General features: G+C 59.5%; 2 protein-coding genes. Both read left to right on the forward strand.

Going from position 1 to position 20,990, the window contains the following annotated elements; translation table 11 throughout:
- The first annotated feature begins 57 nt into the window (after positions 1 to 57).
- Positions 58 to 19,626 (forward strand): VCBS domain-containing protein, encoded by a 19,569-nt coding sequence (locus WNZ14_RS20520; RefSeq protein ID WP_342870551.1) that lies wholly within the window; start codon positions 58 to 60, stop codon positions 19,624 to 19,626.
- Positions 19,627 to 19,802: 176 nt separating this feature from the next.
- Positions 19,803 to 20,969: a hypothetical protein gene (locus WNZ14_RS20525; protein WP_342870552.1), complete on the forward strand. Its 1,167-nt coding sequence runs from the start codon at positions 19,803 to 19,805 to the stop codon at positions 20,967 to 20,969.
- Positions 20,970 to 20,990 lie beyond the last annotated feature (21 nt).

Here is a 20,990-nt window from a genome sequence, read left to right on the forward strand (position 1 = left end):
GTGGGCGAAGTTGTAACGCTGACCTACACGCTTGAAGTCGACGATCTGGACGGCGGCGTGACCAGCCGCGACTTCGTTGTGACCGTGACCGGCACCAATGACCAGCCGGATATTTTTGTTGATACCGGCGACAGCGCAGCTGAAGCGCTGATTGAAGGTAATGCGACACTGGGCACTGCCGGGACCCTGACTGTCAGTGATGTCGACGTAACCGATGTTGTCACATCGGGCGTGACGGGTGTCACCTGGACGCTGAGCTCGGGCACGGTGATGTATTCCAACGCCGGCCTGTTGAACATGTTCTCCATTGACCCGACACCAACGGTTCTTCCTTCGGGTGGCACGCGCAGTGCGGCATTGGACTGGACTTTCGACAGCAAGGGAGCGGCCTTCAACTTCCTCGGTGAGGGCGTTGTCGCCAAGCTTTACTATACGATTGAAGTGTCCGATGGCATTGCTGACGATGCCCAGGTCGTCGAGATCACGATCACCGGGACAAACGACGTGCCGGTTATCACCGGTTCGGTCAACCCGGCCAACATCAGCGAAGTGGTTGGTGATTCCTCTGCGCAGGACATCTTTGCCAGCGGCGGCACTTTCAGTGTCACTGATGCGGATCGTGGCGATACACTGACAGCGTCGGTCAGCGGCCCTGGTGTGGCGCTCTTCAACGGCGGCGCACTGCCGGTCGGCGTTGACGTGTCGGCTCTCATTGATGCGGCAGCGGTGAAGTTCTCTGCAGCGCAGGTATCAAATTCCGGGGCGCGGACCTTTACCTGGGACTATGATCCGACCGTCGCAAATCTCGATTGGCTCGGCGAAGGCGAAACCCTGACGATCACCTATAATGGCCAGATCAATGATGGCCACGTCACTGTCGACGGGCAGAATCTGGTTATCACGATCAAGGGCACCAATGATGCGCCGGTGATCGAAGCCACTTCTGAAATCGCCGGTGCGGTTACTGAAGGTGGTGACATTGCCGGTATCAACGAAGCTGGCTTTGGAGGCGCGCTGAGCTCGGATGTGGTTCTGACCGGCGGCTCCCAGGCGCTTCTGGCCGGGCTGGAAGTTGATGGCTCCGGGCTTGAGGCTGCACTGACCGCGATCACCGGTGAGCTTGGCGATGCGAGCCAGGCGATTGCCGTGATCTGGAACTATCTCGACGAAAACTACGTCAATGGCGGTCCGACCCAGGATCCGATCAACGAAGCCTTCATCCGTCTGGGTGCGGCCTATGCGGGTCTACTCAAGGCTGGCACGATCAGCCCTCTCGTCGATGTGACGGCGAAGTACACAGCGGACAACAACGGCAACAGCATTCCGCAGCGGGTGCAGAGCTTGCATGACAACCTTCTGGGCAACGTCAGCAGTGCGGCAATCACGCAGCGCTTTGCCGGCGACCCGCAGGAAACAACGCTGATCAACCTGGTCACAGGCGTCGACGCCAACCTGCTGACCCGTCCCTACTACTCAGGCAACGAGGGCACCTCGGACACCGATGTGCGGAACTTCGACATCGCCAACGGCTATGTCGAGGCGGCTTCGGGCCAGCTGACGGCTACCGATGTCGACAATGGCGAGACCGCGCAGCTGCTGTGGACGGGCAATGCTTCGGGTACCTACGGCACCTTCTCGATTGATACGAACACCGGCGAATGGGTCTACAAGCTCGACAACAGCCTTGCCTCGACGCAGGAGCTGACCGAAGGGCAGATCGTCACCGACAGCTTTGTTGCGACCGTCACCGATCCGCAGCTTGCGACCGACACGATCACGGTCACCATCACAATCACCGGCAGCAATGATGCGCCGGTGATCGAAGCCACTTCTGTCGTGACCGGTGCGGCAACGGAAGACGCCGATTCGGCAGCTCCGTCGACAGCCATTGCCGATTTCACCGCCATTAGCGGCGATATTGCGGCTCTGCTTGCGTCTTCGGGCTACAATGACGATATGGCCGGACTGCTGCAGAACGTGCTCGGCCTGCCGGGTGTAACCTCGATGGCGGACGCGATCACCGCAGTCTGGCAACACCTGGATACCCAATACAGCTCCTACTACGTCAACACGGTTAACGAAGCCTTCGTCCGTCTCGGACTTGAATATGCCGAGTATATTCAGGGCGGCGGAGCACCGCTGATCGATGTGATCGCCAAGTTCCAGGCCGACAACAACGGCAATGGCATTCCGCAACGGCTGCAGAGCCTGCACGACAATCTGCTGGGCAATCTCGATGGACCGTCGCTCGCCGACAAGTTCCTCGCCGCACCCGATGGCTCCAACAATACTGATCCGCAGGCTGCACTGCACGCCGAGCTCACCCAGGCGATCGATGATCTTGGCCTTACCGGCCGGCCGATCTATGGCGGGTATGAAGGACAGGCCAACAATGCGCTTGGCTTCGATCAGGCAAACGGCCTGCTGCCGGCTGCCTCTGGCCAGCTGACAGCCACAGATATCGACAGCGGCGAAACGGCGCAGCTGGATTGGTCGGGCGATGCCGCCGGCACCTATGGCAACTTTGCCATCGACGTCGATACCGGCGTGTGGACCTACTTCGTTAACAACAGCGCAGCTGCAACGCAGTCGCTCGCTGCAGGCCAGACCGTCACGGAAACCTTCACGGCAACCGTGACCGATCCGAACGGTGCGATCGACACGATCGACGTGACCATCACGATTACCGGCACCAATGACGCTCCGGTAATTGCGGCCAATGCGACGCGCGAGTTTGTCCGCGGTTTTGATGGTGCGGGCGACTCGATCGATGACTCCACCGGGTCAGGGTGGGGCCTGGTGGAACTGGTGTCGTCCAGTGATGCCGGTTACGTGCCGACCGAGGACGGCTCGGGCCATGCCCTGATCAGCGAAGCCGGAGGCAACGGACCGTTCACGCGGTTTGACGGTTACCGGACGGACTGGACCGGCGACTGGACGGCCGAGGTCAAGGTCTATCTCGATACGACCTGGGCCAATGGCACCGGGTTCGACTATACGGTCGCCGCGAGCGGCACGGATGGATCGCACCAGCGTGATTTCATCTTCCATGTTCTCAAGGCTTCCGACGGATCGCTGTATGTTGCGGGCAGCAACAACACGGATTTTGGTGCTAATGACGGCAAGATCCTCGGGATTGCCAACAAGGTGGCGGTGTCGACGAGCGGTTGGTACACGCTGCAGCACCAGTTCCATGATGTTGGCGGCGTTCTGAGCGTTGATCTCAATCTGGTTGACGCGAACGGCAATGTTGTGTGGACCGAGACACGGACCAATGCGCTTGACACGATCCCGGCTGAAGTTGGCGGCAACCGCTACGGCTGGTTCACCTTCGTCGACGTTCCAGGAGGACTGGCGGTTGATGGTCTGGGCTTGAATGTCGATGGCACTGAAACCAGCGTGGCCGAATTTGCCAGCGGCACCGGAGGCCTGCACACTGCGGGCGGCGAGATTCCGTTCACCGATGTTGACCTTAATGACGGCCATACAGTCGGTATTGCACCGCAGCCTCTTGGTTATGTCGGTGACTTCACTGCGCAGATCAATGTGGGTGACGAGGCCACGGGCGGCAACACCGGCGTGATTTCGTGGAATTTCGAGGTGGCCGAAACGGCGATCCAATCGCTGGCTGCTGGCGAGAGCCTGACGCAGGTCTATACAATCACTGTCAATGACGGCAATGGCGGCACAGACACCCAGGATGTGACCATCACGATCACAGGCACAAATGACGCGCCGGTGATCACCGAAGGTCCGGTTTCCGTTACCTATGCGGAGGCTGTGGATGTGGCGGGTGCGACCGGAAAGGGTGTCCTGACCGGAGATTCACTTACCGGATCGCTGGCCTTCAATGACGTCGATGTCAGCGACGTGCAGACGTTCAGGGTGGTTTCTGCAACGCGTCTTGTCGGGGGTACAGGCGACCTGTCCACCGCAGCTTTCGATGCGGCAGCACTTGCGCTGATGAGCGTTGGCGGGTCGGTTTCCTCAACCGCTGCAACTACCGGCGGCAGCATCAACTGGGAGTTCAACGCCAGCGATGATTTCTTCGATTACCTGAAGACGGGAGACGCCGTTGAGATCGAGTACGTGGTTGAAGTCGCCGACGGCAAGGGCGGTACGGCGACCCAGACGATCACGGTGACCGTCAATGGCGCCAATGACGTGTTGTTCAGTAGCGGTGACGACACCGTCGATCTGAGAGTGCTGACTGCAGCAGATGCACAGGACGACAAGTATCTCGACGCGATGGATGGGGACGATACCGTATATCTGCCGAACGCTGGTGACGCGCTCGCAGGTGAATATGGCCCGGGCAACGTCTTCAACGCCGGTGGCGGCTCCGATATCGTCAATGGCGGCGACATGGATGACACCATCAATGGCGGCTCCGGCGCGGATCAGCTCTTCGGCAATGGCGGCGATGACGTTCTGCGCGGCAACAACAATGCCGACGAACTGCACGGCGGCGCCGGCGAAGACAACCTGCAGGGCGGGGCGGGTGCAGACCGCATGTTCGGGGACGACGACAATGACGAACTGGACGGCGGTACCGGCAACGATCTGCTGGACGGCGGCACCGGCACCGACACCGCGGTCTATTCCCACACACTGACACCTGACATGGTCACTTTCGTCGCCGATGCCGATGCGGCTACAGCGGGCGACCAGGCCGGCTGGACGGTTGCGACCGCAAGCACCGAAGGCACCGACGGACTGATCGAGATCGAGATCATCGAGCACGGCGGCAGCGGTAATATCCTGCTGGTCGGCAATGGCGGTTTCGACAGCCTGCAGGACGCGGTGAATGCGGCAACTGCCGGCGACACGATCATGATCGCAGCCGGCACCTTTGTCGGCGACACGACCATCGACAAGGCGGTTACGATCCTTGGCGCGAACTGGGGCACAGCCGGCAACGGCGTGCGCTCGGCTGAAACGGTCATCGAGGGTGAAATCACAGTGACTGCGACAACCGGCACGGTTGTCATCAATGGTGTAGAAATCTCCAACACCAGCGGTCCGGCTGCGCAGTTCGACGGCGTGACCGTCGACGGCGGCGCTGATGTGACTATCGAGAACAGTGTTTTCCATGCAACCAGCACTGGTGTGGCTAACGGCGACCGCGGCATTTACCTGACGGTGAATGCAACCGGCGCTGTCAGCATCACGATGAACAGTTTTGGTGGCGCCGGTGGCGGTCATTACAACACCAATTTTGATCCGGCGATCAGGTCGGATGGCGCAGGCGTCGACCTGACCATCGATGACAATGTTTTCGGTCTGTCGCTGGGCTCGGCGATCAGGCTCGCGACCTATGATGAAGCAACAGGTTCGATCTCCGACAACTTGTTTACAAAGGTCGCCTATGGCCTGGTGATTGATGCGATTACCAACGGAACTGTTATTGACAGCATCAGCGGGAACGAATTCAGCAATGTTCTCGGTGAAATCAGCTTCACCAACGTTACCACCGATATCGACATTGACCTGAGTTCTGTGGCAACGAACAATTTCTCCAGCAATGGTGTTTTGAACATCTCGACTGGCAGTGGTGATGATGAAGTCACCGGTACAAGCGGCCAAGACAACATCAAGGGCAATGGTGGCGACGATACCTTCTTCGGCACGGGCGGCAATGACAGCTTTACCGGCGGCGAGACAGGTGAAACAGCAGGTATCGGCGATACGGTGGAGTATGCCGGCGACCGTGCCGGCTATGAGCTGACGCTGGTCACCGATGCCAATGGCTTTGTCGTTGACATCACCCAGGTAAAGGATGTGGCCCCGGCTGTTGACGGCGACACAGGAACCGACAGTCTGGCGGAAATCGAGATCGTCGGCTTTGGCGACTTCTCCATCAACCTGGCCCATGGCGTACAGCTGTTTGATGCCGGCGGCGTGCTGATTGCCTCTTTCGAGACAATCCAGGAAGCTGTCGACGCTTCGGCTGGCCGCTCCACCACGGACGATGTCATCCGGCTTGCGGAAGGCACCTACTCTGGCGATGTGCTCATCGGCCATTCGGTGACCATCGTCGGTCCGAATGACGGTGATCTGGCCAGCCTTACCCGGACCGGCGAAGCCGTTATCAGCGGTGAAATCACGGTCAACGGTGCGGCAATCGATGTCACACTCGATGGTGTGCGGCTGGAAAAACCTGCCGGTCAGCCCTCGCTGACGGTTGAAGGCGGCTCCAATGTCACGCTCGAGAACAGCGTGGTCTACCACCCGAACACGCCTTCAGGCGGAGTGGGGATTCTTGTCGACGCGGCGGCAACCGGCGCAGTCGACATCTCGAACAATGCCTTCGGCGGTGCCGGCTCAGGCCATTACGGCGTCAACTGGACCTTTGCGATCCAGTCCGATGCGTCGGGCCTTTCGGATCTTGTTATCTCGGGCAATGATTTCAACAGCGGCCACAGCGCCATCCATCTCGCTGTGTTTGATGCCGGCAATGCGCCCGACAACACACCGTGGACAGTCACCGACAACACCTTCTTCCGGGTGGTCAACGCGATCAAGATTGACGCGCTCGTTAACGGACCGGAACTGACCACGCTCGAAGACAACGTTTTCACCAATGTGATCACCGAGTTCAACTTCAGCGCTGTAACGTCCAACATCGTGTTCGATGCCGGGGGCAACCCGGATGCTGACGCAGCAACCAATACCGCATCGGGAAGTCCGATGAACATCGTCGGCGGCAGCGGCAACGACACGCTCACCGGCACCGGCGGCACGGACACCATAAATGGCGGGGCAGGAAATGATCGCCTGACCGGCGGCGGCGGCAATGACACCATCAAGGGTGACGCTGGCGATGACGCCATCGTCTGGAATGTCGGCGACGGTTCCGACAATGTTGATGGAGGCGCGGACAATGATACGCTCGAGGTCTCTGCGACAGCGGCAGGCCAGACCGTCACGCTGAACGCCGTTTCAGGAACGCCAGGCTTCACCGCCGCGTCGGGAACGGGCACGGTTTCCGTCCAGAACGTTGAAGAAGTCGAAATCGACTTCACCGCGGGAAGCGGCACACTCAACATCACCGGTGATTTCGCCACTTCCGGCGTCGCGGTCTCGACCATCAAGTTTGAAGGCGGGTCGGGCGATGACGTGGTCGATGGATCCAGCATGACCAGCACAGTCCCGGCATCGGACGTGCGTATTGTCGCGCACGGCCATGACGGCAACGACACGCTGCGCGGCGGAGTGGGTGACGACCAGCTTTACGGGGACGGCGACAACGACGTTCTCGCCGGCAATGACGGCGACGACCTGCTTGATGGCGGCGCCGGCAATGACCAGATTTCTGGCGGAGCAGGCAGTGACACCATGATCGGTGGCTCCGGCGACGATACCTTCTTCATCAATGGCGGCAACGACACCATCTTCGGCAACGGTTCGGACACGGGCGTTGCAGACAACGTCAACGCCGTTTCCAGCGAGAACGATACGGTCGTCATCTACGGTAACCAGAACGACTACGCGATTAGCCGTAACGGCAATGGCTCTTGGCAGGTCACCAAAGCTGGTTCGGGCGAAACCGATACGCTGAATGGTATTGAAGGCATCAACTTCAATGGCGGGGCCATCGAGCTCGACCTGACAGCCAATGTGCTGGTGTTTGATGCCAGCAACAATCTGGTCGGTACATTCGCGAGCATCGGCGCGGGCATCGCTGCGGCTGATGCGGGCTATACTGTGGAAGTGCACGAGGGGACCTACGTCGAGAACCTGACGATCGCCGAAGGGATCACTCTCAAGGGTGTCGGCAATGTTACTGTTGACGGCGCAGGCAGCATAGCACTGACGGTGAATGGTGGCGGCGCAGGCCAGACGCTGAGCATCGACAACATCGACTTCACCGGTGCGGGCAACCAGGTCATTCTGGTGAACTCGGCTGCCGTGTACGACAGCATCAGCCTGGAAGACGGCACGGTGACAGGCGGCAAGTACAACGGCCTGCACGTAAACAACGCCACTGGCGTGGCTGCGATCAGCCTCGACACAGTTGTCTTCACCGGCAACGCGACCACTGACTCGGGCGGTTCGGGCGAAGGTCCTGTCTCGTTCTACCTCTACAACGGCAATGTCACGCTGACCGGTGTGACTGTGGAGAACCCCGGTGCTGCTGCCGAGAACGGCATCCAGTTCCGCGGCGTCAATGCACCGTTCCAGCCGATGGGCACTGTTACGCTCGACGACGTGAACATCACCGGCACCTATTCCAAGGTCGGTATGGCAATTTACAATTTCGCCAACGCCAATGGTCTCAACATCATCGGTACCGGCCTGACGATCAACGTCACTGCCAAATGGCATGGCCTGAACATCGATGGCATCGACGGCAATCTGGATCTTTCCACCCTGCCGCTGAGCGTCACCAACAACTTCAGCACCAACGCTGACGACATCGCCATCCAGGGTCTGGGCGGCAACAACACCTTTGTCGGTGACGACAGCGATGATCTGCTGATCGGCGGCGCGGGCACCGATGTGCTGCGCGGCGGTGCCGGCAACGACTATCTGGTCGATGGCGGTGGAACCACCTTCGATGGCGGCTTGGGCGTCGACACGGTCGACCTTTCGGCTCTCACCGGCAAGGTCACGGTCGACCTCAATGATGGCGGCTCTGGTGGCGGCTATGCAGCCCATGGCGCAACCTTCACCGGCATCGAGAACCTGATCCTGAACGCAGCTGACGTCAGCGCTGGACCTGCCAGCCAGGTGATCGGCAACAGCTCCGACAACGTGATCGTCGGCTCGGGCCGGGATGACATCATCCAGGGCCGTGCAGGCAACGACACGATCTCGGGCAATGACGGCAATGACATCATCGACGGCGGCGCCGGCGCGGATGTGCTTTCGGGCGGTGCAGGCAACGACACGCTGCGGCTGTCGGTGGGCGGCGCAGCATCGCTGATCCACACGGTCAACCTGACCACCAACACGGTCTCGGGCGGCGAACTGGACGGCGACACGATCTCGGGCTTCGAGAACGTGACGGCGGCACACAATTCCACCGCTCACTTCACCGGCGACGCAAATGCCAACATCCTGACCGGCAGCAACAACGGCGACGAGTTGCGTGGCCTTGGCGGCGATGACACGCTGATCGGCGACCTTGGCTACAATGGCGGCACCGGCGACATCCTGGTTGGTGGAGCGGGCAATGACATGCTCAAGGGCGGTGGCGGCAGCGACACGCTGTACGGCAACGAGGAAAACATCGGGCTTGACGTCAACCGCCTGGCCCAGGCCGGCGAAAGCGACACCGCGCTATATGACGGTGTTGCGGGCAACTATAATGTCACCCGGGACACCAACGGCAACTGGCTGGTGGAAGACATCTCCGCTGGCAAGACCGACACGCTCTACGGCATCGAAGGCATCGACTTCGGCAGCAATGGCGTAGATCTCAACCTTCTTGCCAACGTCTTCGTGTTCGACGATTCCGGTAACCTGATCGGCACCTACGAGAAGATCCAGGAAGCGATTGACGCAGGCTCGACGATGGCCGGGTACACTGTCGAGGTGCATAAGGGCACCTATAACGAGAACATTACAATCGACAAATCGATCACTCTGATCTCGTCGGATGGCCGTGACGTGACCTTCATTGACGGTGTCAACAGCGGCTCCGAACTGGGCACGATAGAAGTCGATCCGAATGTCAACAATGTAACTATCGGTGGGATCGGGCACGGCTTCACGATCCGCGGGATCAATGGAAATGGCCCGATAGAGAAGGGCGCTGTCTACCTGCAGGGCGACCACACAGGTATCACCATCCAGGGCAACGATATCGTCGCACGTGGCGATGCGGGCCTGATGTCAGAATCTGCCGGTGCGGTGACCGATACGCTGATTGATGGCAATATCTTCTCGGGCCAGACATTCGAGGGGACGAATCCGTCCGGAGTTGGCTTCGGGACGCAGTTCGACGTGGGCAACAATGTGCCGCGGCAGCTGGTGGTGCTGGGCAATGGTGGCAGCGGGCCCTACACCTCGAACACGATTACCTTCTCCAACAATCTGGTGACCGGCACTGCCGGTGGTACCAGCTCGGATGATAGTGTGTCAGCGCAGGGCAATACGCTTGTTACAATCGATGCGGCGGATTCGGTGATCTCCAACAACACCTTCACCGGCTTTACGGATCGGTTTGGCACCGCGCTTCGGGCTCGTGGTCCGAACACTGATGTGACAGACAACACGCTTGATCATAGTCTGACCGGCGACAGCCGCGGGATGTTCATCGACAACAAGGGCGTTCCGGGAACCTACAGCGGCAACGTCTTGACCGGCGGCGCCGGAGGCGACGTGATCTTCGACATGACGCCTGGTGCGGATGTGCTCAACGGCAACGGCGGTAACGACATACTGATCGCAGGTGCCGGCGCTGATACCATCAACGGTGGCGATGGCGATGATGTCATCTACTGGAACACCGGCAATGGCGACGACAACGACGTTATCGACGGCGGCGACGACGCAACTGCGGCGGGAGATGTGCTGCGGGTCGTCAACGACAGCGGTGCACAGCAGACCATTACGCTCGATGCACCAGTCGCCGGTGGCTTCACGGTGAATGACGGATTTGATACCGCCACTGTCCAGAACGTCGAGGAGGTTGAACTTACGCTGTCGGCCTTTGGCGATACGGTCACGGTAACCGGCGACTTTGTGGCCTCCGGTGTGAACACCTCCACGATCCATATCGAGGGCGGTGTCGGTAACGACGTTGTCAATGGCTCAGGGATGACGGACACGGACCCCGATTCGAAGGTCGGTATCGACTTCAACGGCAATGGTGGGAACGACACCTTCACCTCCGGTGTCGGTAATGACACCTTCGACGGCGGCGCCGACATCGACACATACGTGGCAACCGGCGCGGCTTCGGGCTACACCATCTCGGTCGCCGCGGACGGAACGGTTACGATCACAGATCTGTTCAGTGGCGCGGTCGATACGGCCAATGCCAATGTCGAGTTCCTGGATATTGGCGGTCAGATCTTCGACATGAATGCTGATGTCTTCGTGCTCAATGCCGACGGCTATCTGGTCGGTACCTACGACAAGATCCAGGACGCGATCGATGCGGGTTCCACGCTTGACGGTTATACGGTCGAGGTCCACGAGGGCACTTACGACGAGAACGTGTCTGTCACCAAGGCGCTTTCCTTCGTCGGTGTCGGTGACGTATCTATCGACCCGACCTCGGGCAACGCCGTAAGTCTTGCCGGTGATCTGGGTGGTGGCAATGTGGCCATCGACAATATCGATCTCATCGGCGGTATTAACGGCGTTTATGTTGAAACCACGGCCAATGCCGGCAAACTGACGATTTCGAACAGCGAGATCAGCGGCAACTCCCAGCACGGCGTCTATCTGGTCGGCGATGATCCGGACAATGACGGCAATGGGCCGATCGTCGCCGGAATCACGGAATTGGAGATTGTCGATACCGACTTCGCCAACAACGGTTTCCAGACCAACTACAATGGCACCAGCCACGTCAAACTGTTCGGCTACCAGGGCGATGCTTCGTTCCAGGGCGTGACCTTTGTGGGTGCGACAGCTGCCACTGCACAGAACGACCGGCCTGACTTTGCCGTCGATATTACCGGCTATGTGAACAATGGAAGCGGCAACCCGGGCATACCGTATGTTGCACCGAATATCGGTACGGTCATCTTCAACGACGTTGAAGTGACGGGCGCTTACCACAAGAACCCGATCGCGATCTTCAACTTTGGCGAGATCAATGGTCTTTCGATCACCGGAACCGGCCTTGATCTCTCGGGCGCCGAAAGCAATTGGGGTCCGCTGTTCAATATTGACGGCGTGTCGGATGACACCATTGATGCGTCAGGTTTTGTGATCACGCTGCCGACCAGCGGCATCGTCACCGAGATCCAGGGCGACAAGCCAGGCCAGACGGCTGTTGACCAGGAGATCACGGGAACGGACTACAACGACCGGATCATCGGCAAGGGCGGCAACGATATCCTGCACGGTGGCGACGGCGATGATGAGCTTTATGGCGCTGACAAGCCGGGTCAGCCACTCGAGAACGAGGTCGGCAACGACACGCTCTACGGCGATGACGGCGACGATCGGCTGTTTGGCGGCGCGGGCGATGACACGCTCGTTGGCGGCAAGGACGACGACCTGCTCGACGGTGGTGAAGGCGACGATACCTATCTCGTGAAAACAACGAGCCATGGTTACGACACCTATCAGGACAGCGGTGCAGGTGGAACGGACCGTATTCTCGCGGACGGCAACAACACCCGGATCGGCCTGGCTGGGAACTTCTCCCAGGCCTCTTCCGGCATCGAGGAAATCAGCCGCAACGGACACAGCAGTGTGGTTGTTATCGGCGACAGCGGTGACAACACGCTGAACTTCTCCGGCATTGCCATGGACGTCGACGCCATTGATGGTGGAGACGGCGCGGACACGATCACCGGCACTTCGGCCGCCGATACGATCATCGGCGGCAAGGGAAATGACACCCTTGATGGCGGCGACAGCGGCGATACCTACGAAGTGTTCAGCACCGGCCACGGCTTCGACACCTATCAGGACAGCGGAGCCAGCGGCACCGACCGGATTGTTGCGACAAGCAACAACACCCAGATCGGCGTTGCAGGCGATTTCTCGAAAAACACATCGGGCATCGAGGAAATCACCGCAAATGGTCACAGCCAGGTTCGGGTTTCGGGCGACAGCGGTGACAATGTGCTCAATTTTGCGGGCATGACCCTCACGGACGTTGCCATTGTCGGCGGCGGCGGCAATGACACCATCACCGGCACCGACGGTGATGACACCATCAGTGGCGGCACCGGCAACGACACGATCACCGGCGGCAAGGGAAATGACACGCTTGACGGCGGCCATGGCAGCGACACCTACATGGTGCGTACCACCAGCCACGGCTTTGACACCTATCGGGACAGCGGCAATACCGGCACCGACCGCATTCTTGCTGCCGATAGCAACACCCGCATAGGCCTGGCTGGCAACTTCTCAAAGAATACCTCCGGCATCGAAGTCATCGACAGCAACGGGCACAGCAGTGTCGTGGTCTTTGGTGATGGCAATAACAACACGCTCGATTTCTCCGGGATGAGTGTCAACGTGGCCGCAATAAATGGCGGTTCAGGCGAAGACACGATCACCGGAACCTCTGCTGCGGATACGATCATCGGCGACCGGGACAACGACGTTCTGGATGGTGCAGGGGGTGGCGATACCTACGAGGTGAAGGGAACCAATCACGGCTTTGATACCTACCAGGACAGCGGCACATCGGGCGTCGATACCATCGTTGCGACAAGCGACGGGACACGGATCGGCCTGACCGGCAATTTCGGTGGTTCTGCTTCCAGCAACATAGAAGTCATCGACAATGGTGGTCATTCCAACGTCTGGGTATCAGGCGACAACGGTGACAATACCTTCGACTTCACCGGCATGACGGTCAATGTCGACCGGATTGAAGGCGAGGCTGGCAACGATATCATTACCGGAACAACCGCGGCAGATAAGATTGGCGGCGGAACCGGAGAAGACCAGCTCTTCGGCGGAGACAATGACGATACGCTTAGCGGCGGTGCGGACAACGACCAGCTCTTTGGCGGTTCGGGCTTCGATACGGCTGTCTATGACGACGGCGTCGCGAACTACGACGTTCAGGTCACCCGGGATGCCAACGGCTTTGTCACCGGCTTCTCCAGCGTTACCGAGACCACTGTGTTTGGCTTCAATGAGGGGACAGACACGCTGACCAGCATCGAGGCGCTTGAATTCAGCGACATCACCCTCGATCTGAGCGACAAGGTGCAGCTGTTTGATGGCTCCGACAACCTGATCGGCACGTTCGACACGCTGGACGCGGCAGCCGCTGCGGCAACGAGCGGTCAGACAATCCGTCTGTCGGCTGGCACTTATCAGCTTTCCGATACGCTGGTCATCGACCAGTCCATCTCTATTGTTGGCGCAGGTGAAGGCAGCGTTACGGTCGAAACGTCGGCTGACAACTACGGGATTCACGTGACGGCCAGTGATGTCACCATCAGCGGCCTCACGCTCGATGCATCCAACAGCTCGGTTTACGGCATCAAGGTCAATCCGGCGACCTCGGGCGGCTCCCTCACGGACTTCACCCTGCAGGATGTGACAGTCCAGGGTGCAGGCCGCTCCGAGATCGACCTCAACGGCGTCGACAATTCGAGCCTGACCAACGTCACTGCCGATGGCATGGGAACGGCCGGCGTCGGCATTGCGCTCACCGACAGCACCGGCATCGAGTTGACCGACATCACCACAACCGGAAACGACTGGGGCTCCATTGGCCTCTATTCGAAGGGTCAGTACTATCCCGTCGCCGGTACCAACGGCATCAGCTTCAATGGCGACTACACCCATAGCGAGGCGACCGGGATCTACGCCGATGAATCGGTTTATCTCGGCAACGAGACGTTTGTGACCAATATCGACTTCAGCGGCATTTTCGCGAGCGGCGATGTCTATGTGGTGCAGAACGACACGTTCCGCGGCGGAGAAAGCACGAATTTCACGTTCTTCTTCGAGACCCAGCCGGAGGCCGTTGCCTTTGCCCTTGGCCTGCAGGCCGGCGGCAACACCGACTCCGTCATCACAGGTCCGTTCGACGCGGGATTGCCCATCGATGCCGATCTCGGAACGCCGCTTCCCGGCGGCGCCACATTCATCGTGGCCGACGGGATGTCGATCCAGGAAGCAATCGATCACGCACAGGACGGGGACACGATCATCGTCCAGGCCGGCACGTTCACCGAGAATCTGACCATCGACAAGGACGTCACCATTACCGGCGCAAACAGCGGTGTCGCCGGTGACGGCGCGCGCGGCGCGGAGAGCTCTCTCGTCGGCGGGATTATCATCCTTGCGGACGGCGTGACCCTTGATGGTCTGCAAATCGTGGACGGCGCGAAGGTATCGTCTGCCTTCGAGTTTGCCGGCATCCATGTTCAGGCCGATAATGTCAGCCTGACCAATATGCTGATCGAGCGGACAGGCGGATTTGACGGCTATCGCGGTATCGTGACATCGGTCGGCGATGCTCAGGGTCTTGTTGTTTCGGGTTCGAAGATCACCGGTTTTGCCACTGGCATCTACGTCAATCCGGGTTCGGATGCGACGATCACCGGCAACGTTCTGGAAGCCAACAATGTCGGCCTTTCCAATGACGGTCCGGATGCTTCGGATATTTCCGGCAACAGCTTCGTCAACAACGTTCTCGAGCAGATCGGCGTCGGTGTCACGAACCCTGGCGCGACCAATGTTGGCGATATCGTCGGCGCCAACAGCTTCACGGGCAGTGCACCGGAAGTCTCGATCTATGGCCTCGACAATACGGGCCAGAACATCGAAGGCACGACGCATGATGACATTGTGTTTGGTGGAAGTGGCAATGACACCCTGCGCGGTCGCGGCGGAAATGACGAAATTCATGGCGGCGACGGTGACGACAACATTAATGGAAATTCCAATGTTGACGTGCTGTATGGTGATGCGGGCGATGACACGATCAATGGCGGTGGCGGCAACGACACCATAACCGGCGGTACTGGCGCTGACTTCATCCTCGGCGGCGGCGGCAACGATACAGTGATCTGGAGCGTTGGCGACGGGGCAGACGAGATCGACGGACAGGGCAATGGCGCTGCCGGAGATATGCTGATTGTCAAGAGCACCGGTGCGGGTCAGACCATCACGCTTGACGCCACCGCCGGAGACGGCGGCAATGGCTTCACGGTCTCCACAAACGACGGCAGCGGTGATGTCGTCGATGTCGACCGGATCGAGGAAGTGACCGTCGACTTCTCGGCGGGCGCAGGAACCCTGAAACTCGTCGGAGACTTCGCGGCCTCAGGCATCGCCGTCAACACGATCCACATCATCGGCGGTTCCGGTGACGATACGGTCGATGCGTCGGAGATGGTTTTCGGCACCGATGATTCCAAGATCGGTATCAAATTCGAAGGCGGTGGCGGCAACGACACATTCATCGTTGGCGGCAACGAGGCAGCCTATACCCAGACCTTGAACCCGAACGGCTCGATCACGCTTTCGGGACCTGGCGGAACCTATGTTGTCTCGGGCAGCGTGGAGACCATCCAGTTCGATGATAATTCGGTCACTGTCGAACCAATCTGGGTCATAGACGGTACAACAGGTGACATTTCCCAATTTGCGGACCTTGCCAGCGCCATTGCGGATGGTACGACGACAGATGGCGACACGGTGCGGATTGCAGCCGGCGAGTACTCGCTGACAAACGTGCTCAACATCTCAAAATCGTTGACGATCATCGGTGCCGGTGAAGGCGATGTGCTCATCCACAGCGCCACCGGAAACGGGTACGGCATCAACGTGACAGCTGATGACGTTCGCATCAGTGACCTGACATTCGATGCATCGGGAACGACCAGCTACGGCATCAAGGTCGCTCCAGGCGGTGCTCCTGAGAGTTCGCTAACCGGCTTCCAGCTGGAAAATGTGACGGTTCAGGGCGCGGGCCGTTCTGAAATCGATCTGAACGGGGTTGATGGCGCCAAGCTCATCAATGTGACGGCTGATGGCATGGACACGGCCGGTGTCGGAATTGCCATGTCGGACTCTACCGGCATCGAACTGACTGACATCAGCACCACTGGTAACAACTGGGGTTCGGTGGCTCTCTATTCAGCTGGCCGCAGCTACGAGCCGGGCACCAATGATATCAGCTTCAAGGGCAGCTACAGCCACGACGAGCCGATCGGTATTTATGCTGAAGAGGAGCCTCTTCTCGGCGCCGAGACTTTCGTGGCAAATGTCGACTTCGGCGGGATTTTCCCGGGTGGTGTCTACGCGGTGCAGAATGACGAGCATCGCAGCAGCGGAGAAGACTTCACCTTCTTCTTTGGGTCTGAATCCGACGCTGTGGATTTTGCACTGGGCCTGCAGGCGCTGAACGGCGGTAACACCGCTTCGGTTATCACAGGTCCGAATGGCCCCGACGATGTCGATGCCGAGCTGGGTTCGACCTTCATCGTGGTTGAAGGCATGTCGATCCAGGCAGCGATCAACAACGCATCGGACGGCGATACCATCATGGTCCGGGCGGGCACCTACAATGAAAGCCTGCTCATCGACAAAGCGGTCACCCTGATGTCAGCCGATGGCCCCGGCACCGCGGTGATCGAAGGATCGCTGCTGTCGGATCTCGGTGTGCCCCCGGGCATGGGGCTCGACGAATTCTTCGAGGCAAACCACCCTGCCTACTCGGCCAGCAACGGGATTACGATCGGTTCGGACGACGTCACGCTCAATGGCTTCACCGTCACCGGCTTCTCGGTTGGTGTTAACCTCGGGTCCTCCGATGGCGTGTCGATCACCAACAACGTCTTCACCGACAATGTGACCGGCGTCCGCAAGGGAACGGCAGCCGACGTGACCGATGTCACCATCAGCGGCAATACCTTCACCAACGGCATCCACGGACTGAATATCTATGCCGCATCCAATGGTGACGGCGCCTTCGACGGCGTGAAAATAAACAACAACGCCTTCTCCGACATGTCGGAAAAGGGGATGTACTTCGAGCAGCTGTCTAATGCGGCGCTGGCCGGGAACACGTTCGACGGTGTCGGCAATTATGGCCGCGTCTCGCCGCCATTCGGCGGAACCGATGGCGAGTTCGGACAGGCGATCGACATCAACCTGAAATACGAGACCTACGAGAATGTTAAGTTCGTGGACACGATCATAACAAACTCAGGTAATTCCGATCTCAACGGCGCTGGTGCATCCGGCCAGTTCGGTGCAGCCATAGGTGTCAAAATCCGCGACGACGGAACTACCTACGGCGCAAATCCGGCCTCGTTTAACGGCGAGATCGAATTCCAGGGCGGCAGTATCGATGGCACCAGCACCGGTTTCCGTATTGGTGAACCGGGCAAGGACAACAATGGTCCGCACGTGCTGATCGACAGCGTTCTCATTCAGAATGCGTCGGTGACCGATGTTGAAAATGCCACAGACCCGGCAACCGGCGGCGTGGTGACGGTCAATATGGACCCGATGCAGGGAACATTTGATGGTTCCTTGTCTCAGGCGGAACTGGTGATCAATGGTTCGGACAACAACGACACCATCATCGGCGGGGAAGCCGGTGACACGATGACGGGCGGCCTGGGCGACGACATCTATGTCGTCGATGGCAGCGACACGGTCGTCGAGGCGGCTGGCCAAGGCACGGATGAAATCCGGACCAGCGAGAGCTACACGCTGGGCGACAATGTCGAGAACCTGACGCTGCTCGATCTGGCGTCCAACACGGAGGACTTTGAGGACTTCGATCTCGGCGCTATCCAGGATGGCGAGAACGGCTGGAGAAGTGCCGGCACAACGCGCGACCAGAGCGTCGTGAGCGATGGCGGCGACCAGGCTTACCGGGTCTCTTCCGATCCCCATTCAGGCGACTTCGGCGGGCCATACACCCCGGAACTTGCCATCGCTGCGGGAGAAAGCTCCACCACGGCCGGGGCAGATTCGATCCAGGCGAAGTTCACCTTCAAGGCGGTCGATCCCAACCCTGCCGACAATTCGACACTGGAGGTCGATTTCGCAGTCGCAGGACAGAATGACCGCAACAACTACATGCGGATCGAGAACACCGGAGCCGGTATCCGCATCGCGGTTGCGCTTCCGCTCCTTGACGGGAACTGGGATACCGGTTCAAGTCTCAACGACTTTGATGCCTTCACCGGCAACAAGACGCTCATCGAAGGGGTGGATCCGACGGTCCAGCACACCATGACGATGGTTCTCAACCACGTTGATGGTCAGGACAATGATGTGATCAGCTACTACCTGGATGATCAGTTCATCGGTCAGTCCACGTCGTTCGAGAACTATCGGGATACCTTCCCTGGCTCCCATGAGTATCATGCCGAAGCCAACCAGACGGCCGGCCTGTTGTTCCGGACCTCTGCATCGGACGCGCCCACGGACGGGCCCGGCGGTGTCAACGAAGGCTTCATTTTCGATGACATTACCTACTCGACCTTCGACAAGGATGGTCCTGACGGCACCGGCAACGAGCTTGGCAACACAATCACCGGCAACAGCGGCGACAACACGCTGCTGGGTCTTGGCGGCGAGGACCTGCTGTTTGGCGGGTTCGGTGACGACATCCTCAATGGCGGTGAGGGCAACGACATCCTCAATGGCGGTCTTGGTCATGACGAGCTGACCGGTGGTCTCGGTGGCGACACCTTCGTCTTCGACGCGGAGGCCTTGTCCAACGCCATGGGCGCTGACGGCATTCTTGATATGATCGCTGATTACAACTTTGCGGATGGCGATGTTGTAGATCTCTCGGCGCTCCTCGGCTCCGAAGATGTCACTGATACCAATGCCAACGACTATGTCAGGATGGATGGGAAATTCCTGACGGTTGACGTTGATGGCACCACCGGCGGAGAGAATTTCGTCCAGATTGCCGAGTTCTCGGTCGCTCCGGGTGCGGAAGCACTCAAGATCCTGGTTGATGATGATACACACACAGTGACCATCTGATCCGACTCTGCCGGCCTTCAACCTCAGCGGGTTGATGGCCGGGCTTACACAGCGGATTTCAAAATGCTACAGCGTCACGTCATGATTGATGTGGCGCTGTAGTGCTATCATCGAGGTTGTTCGGGGGAAGTGCGTTGTTTCGGGGTTTGACAGCAAGAGAGATTGACGGTGACGGGATGGCGGCGGCCGCAGGGGCGTGGCCGGCGCGTGCCCTGCGTGCGCTCTTCCTGATGGCGTGCGTTGGACTGGCCGGGTGTCAGTCATCGAAGATGGGGGATGCGCTGGACACAGCGGGTTCCAACATCTCTGCGCTCGGCAACTCGACCTATGGCAGCGGGCCGGTGACGGTGACCATGCTGCTGCCGACGGATGCCGGGCTGAGGAAGAAAGCCGCCGACATCGCCGATGGTGCCAAGCTGGCACTCGATGACCTGGGCGCAGGGCAGCTCACAATTGATTTTCAGGCCTTCAGCTCGACCTCCGGGCAGGCCGCCAGCAAGGTTCAGGCCGCCACCGCCTCGGGTTCCAAGCTGATCATCGGGCCAGCGACAAACGGCGAAGTGTCGAGCATCATTTCAGGAACCAGCCAGCCGCGGCCGCCGATACTGGCGCTGGTGGCGAACAATTCGGCCGGCGGCAGCAACATCTGGCCGCTTTACGGTGATGCCATCGACAGCGCGCTCGAGGGTGTGGGTGTCGCGGTTGCGGCGAAGCAGAAGAACATCGTCGTGGTGCATGAAGCAGGCTTTCCGGCTGAAAACCTGCTGCGGCTGCGCGAGGGCATAAAGCTCAAGGGCGGCAACACCATCGGCTTCGTGCCCTATCCGGTCAGCGGCATCAATCTGCAGGCGGCCTTCGCCAAGGGCAAGGTGGTCTTCTCCAAGGCCAACACGATCGTGCTCCTGGGCGGCGGTGAAGCCATCGGTCAGGTGATCGACATTCTGGCGGCGGGCGAGTTTGGGCAATCGATCGCCACGGCAATCGCCACCTCGCTGATCCCGGAAGAGATCTACAAGCGGCCATCGGCGCAGGGGCTGATGGTGGCGATCCCTTCGACATCAAGCGTCGGCGTGATTTCCGACCGCTTCAAAGCCAAGTTTGGCCGCAGCCCCAGCTATGACGCGGCGATCGGCTATGATTCGATCGCCATTGCAGCGGGGCTGGTGCGCTCCGGTGGACCGGATGCGATCACGGTGGCAAACCTCACTTCAAGCCAGGGGTTTCGCGCAGCGACCGGACTGTTCCGGTTCCGCGCCGATGGCCGGATCGAGCGGCGCATGATTGTTCACCGCATCGAGAACGGAAGCCTGACCGTCATTCAGGAAGAGGGCGACGGCTTCTAGAATCTGGCTTTGCTAAGTTTT

Source organism: Hoeflea sp. AS60 (genome assembly GCF_038900115.1).
Taxonomy (GTDB): domain Bacteria; phylum Pseudomonadota; class Alphaproteobacteria; order Rhizobiales; family Rhizobiaceae; genus Hoeflea.

What these genes read in the sequence shown, in the direction of transcription:
- WNZ14_RS20525 (WP_342870552.1), top strand. Translation starts at nt 19,803, where the DNA reads ATGGCGGCGGCCGCAGGGGCGTGGCCGGCGCGTGCCCTGCGTGCGCTC.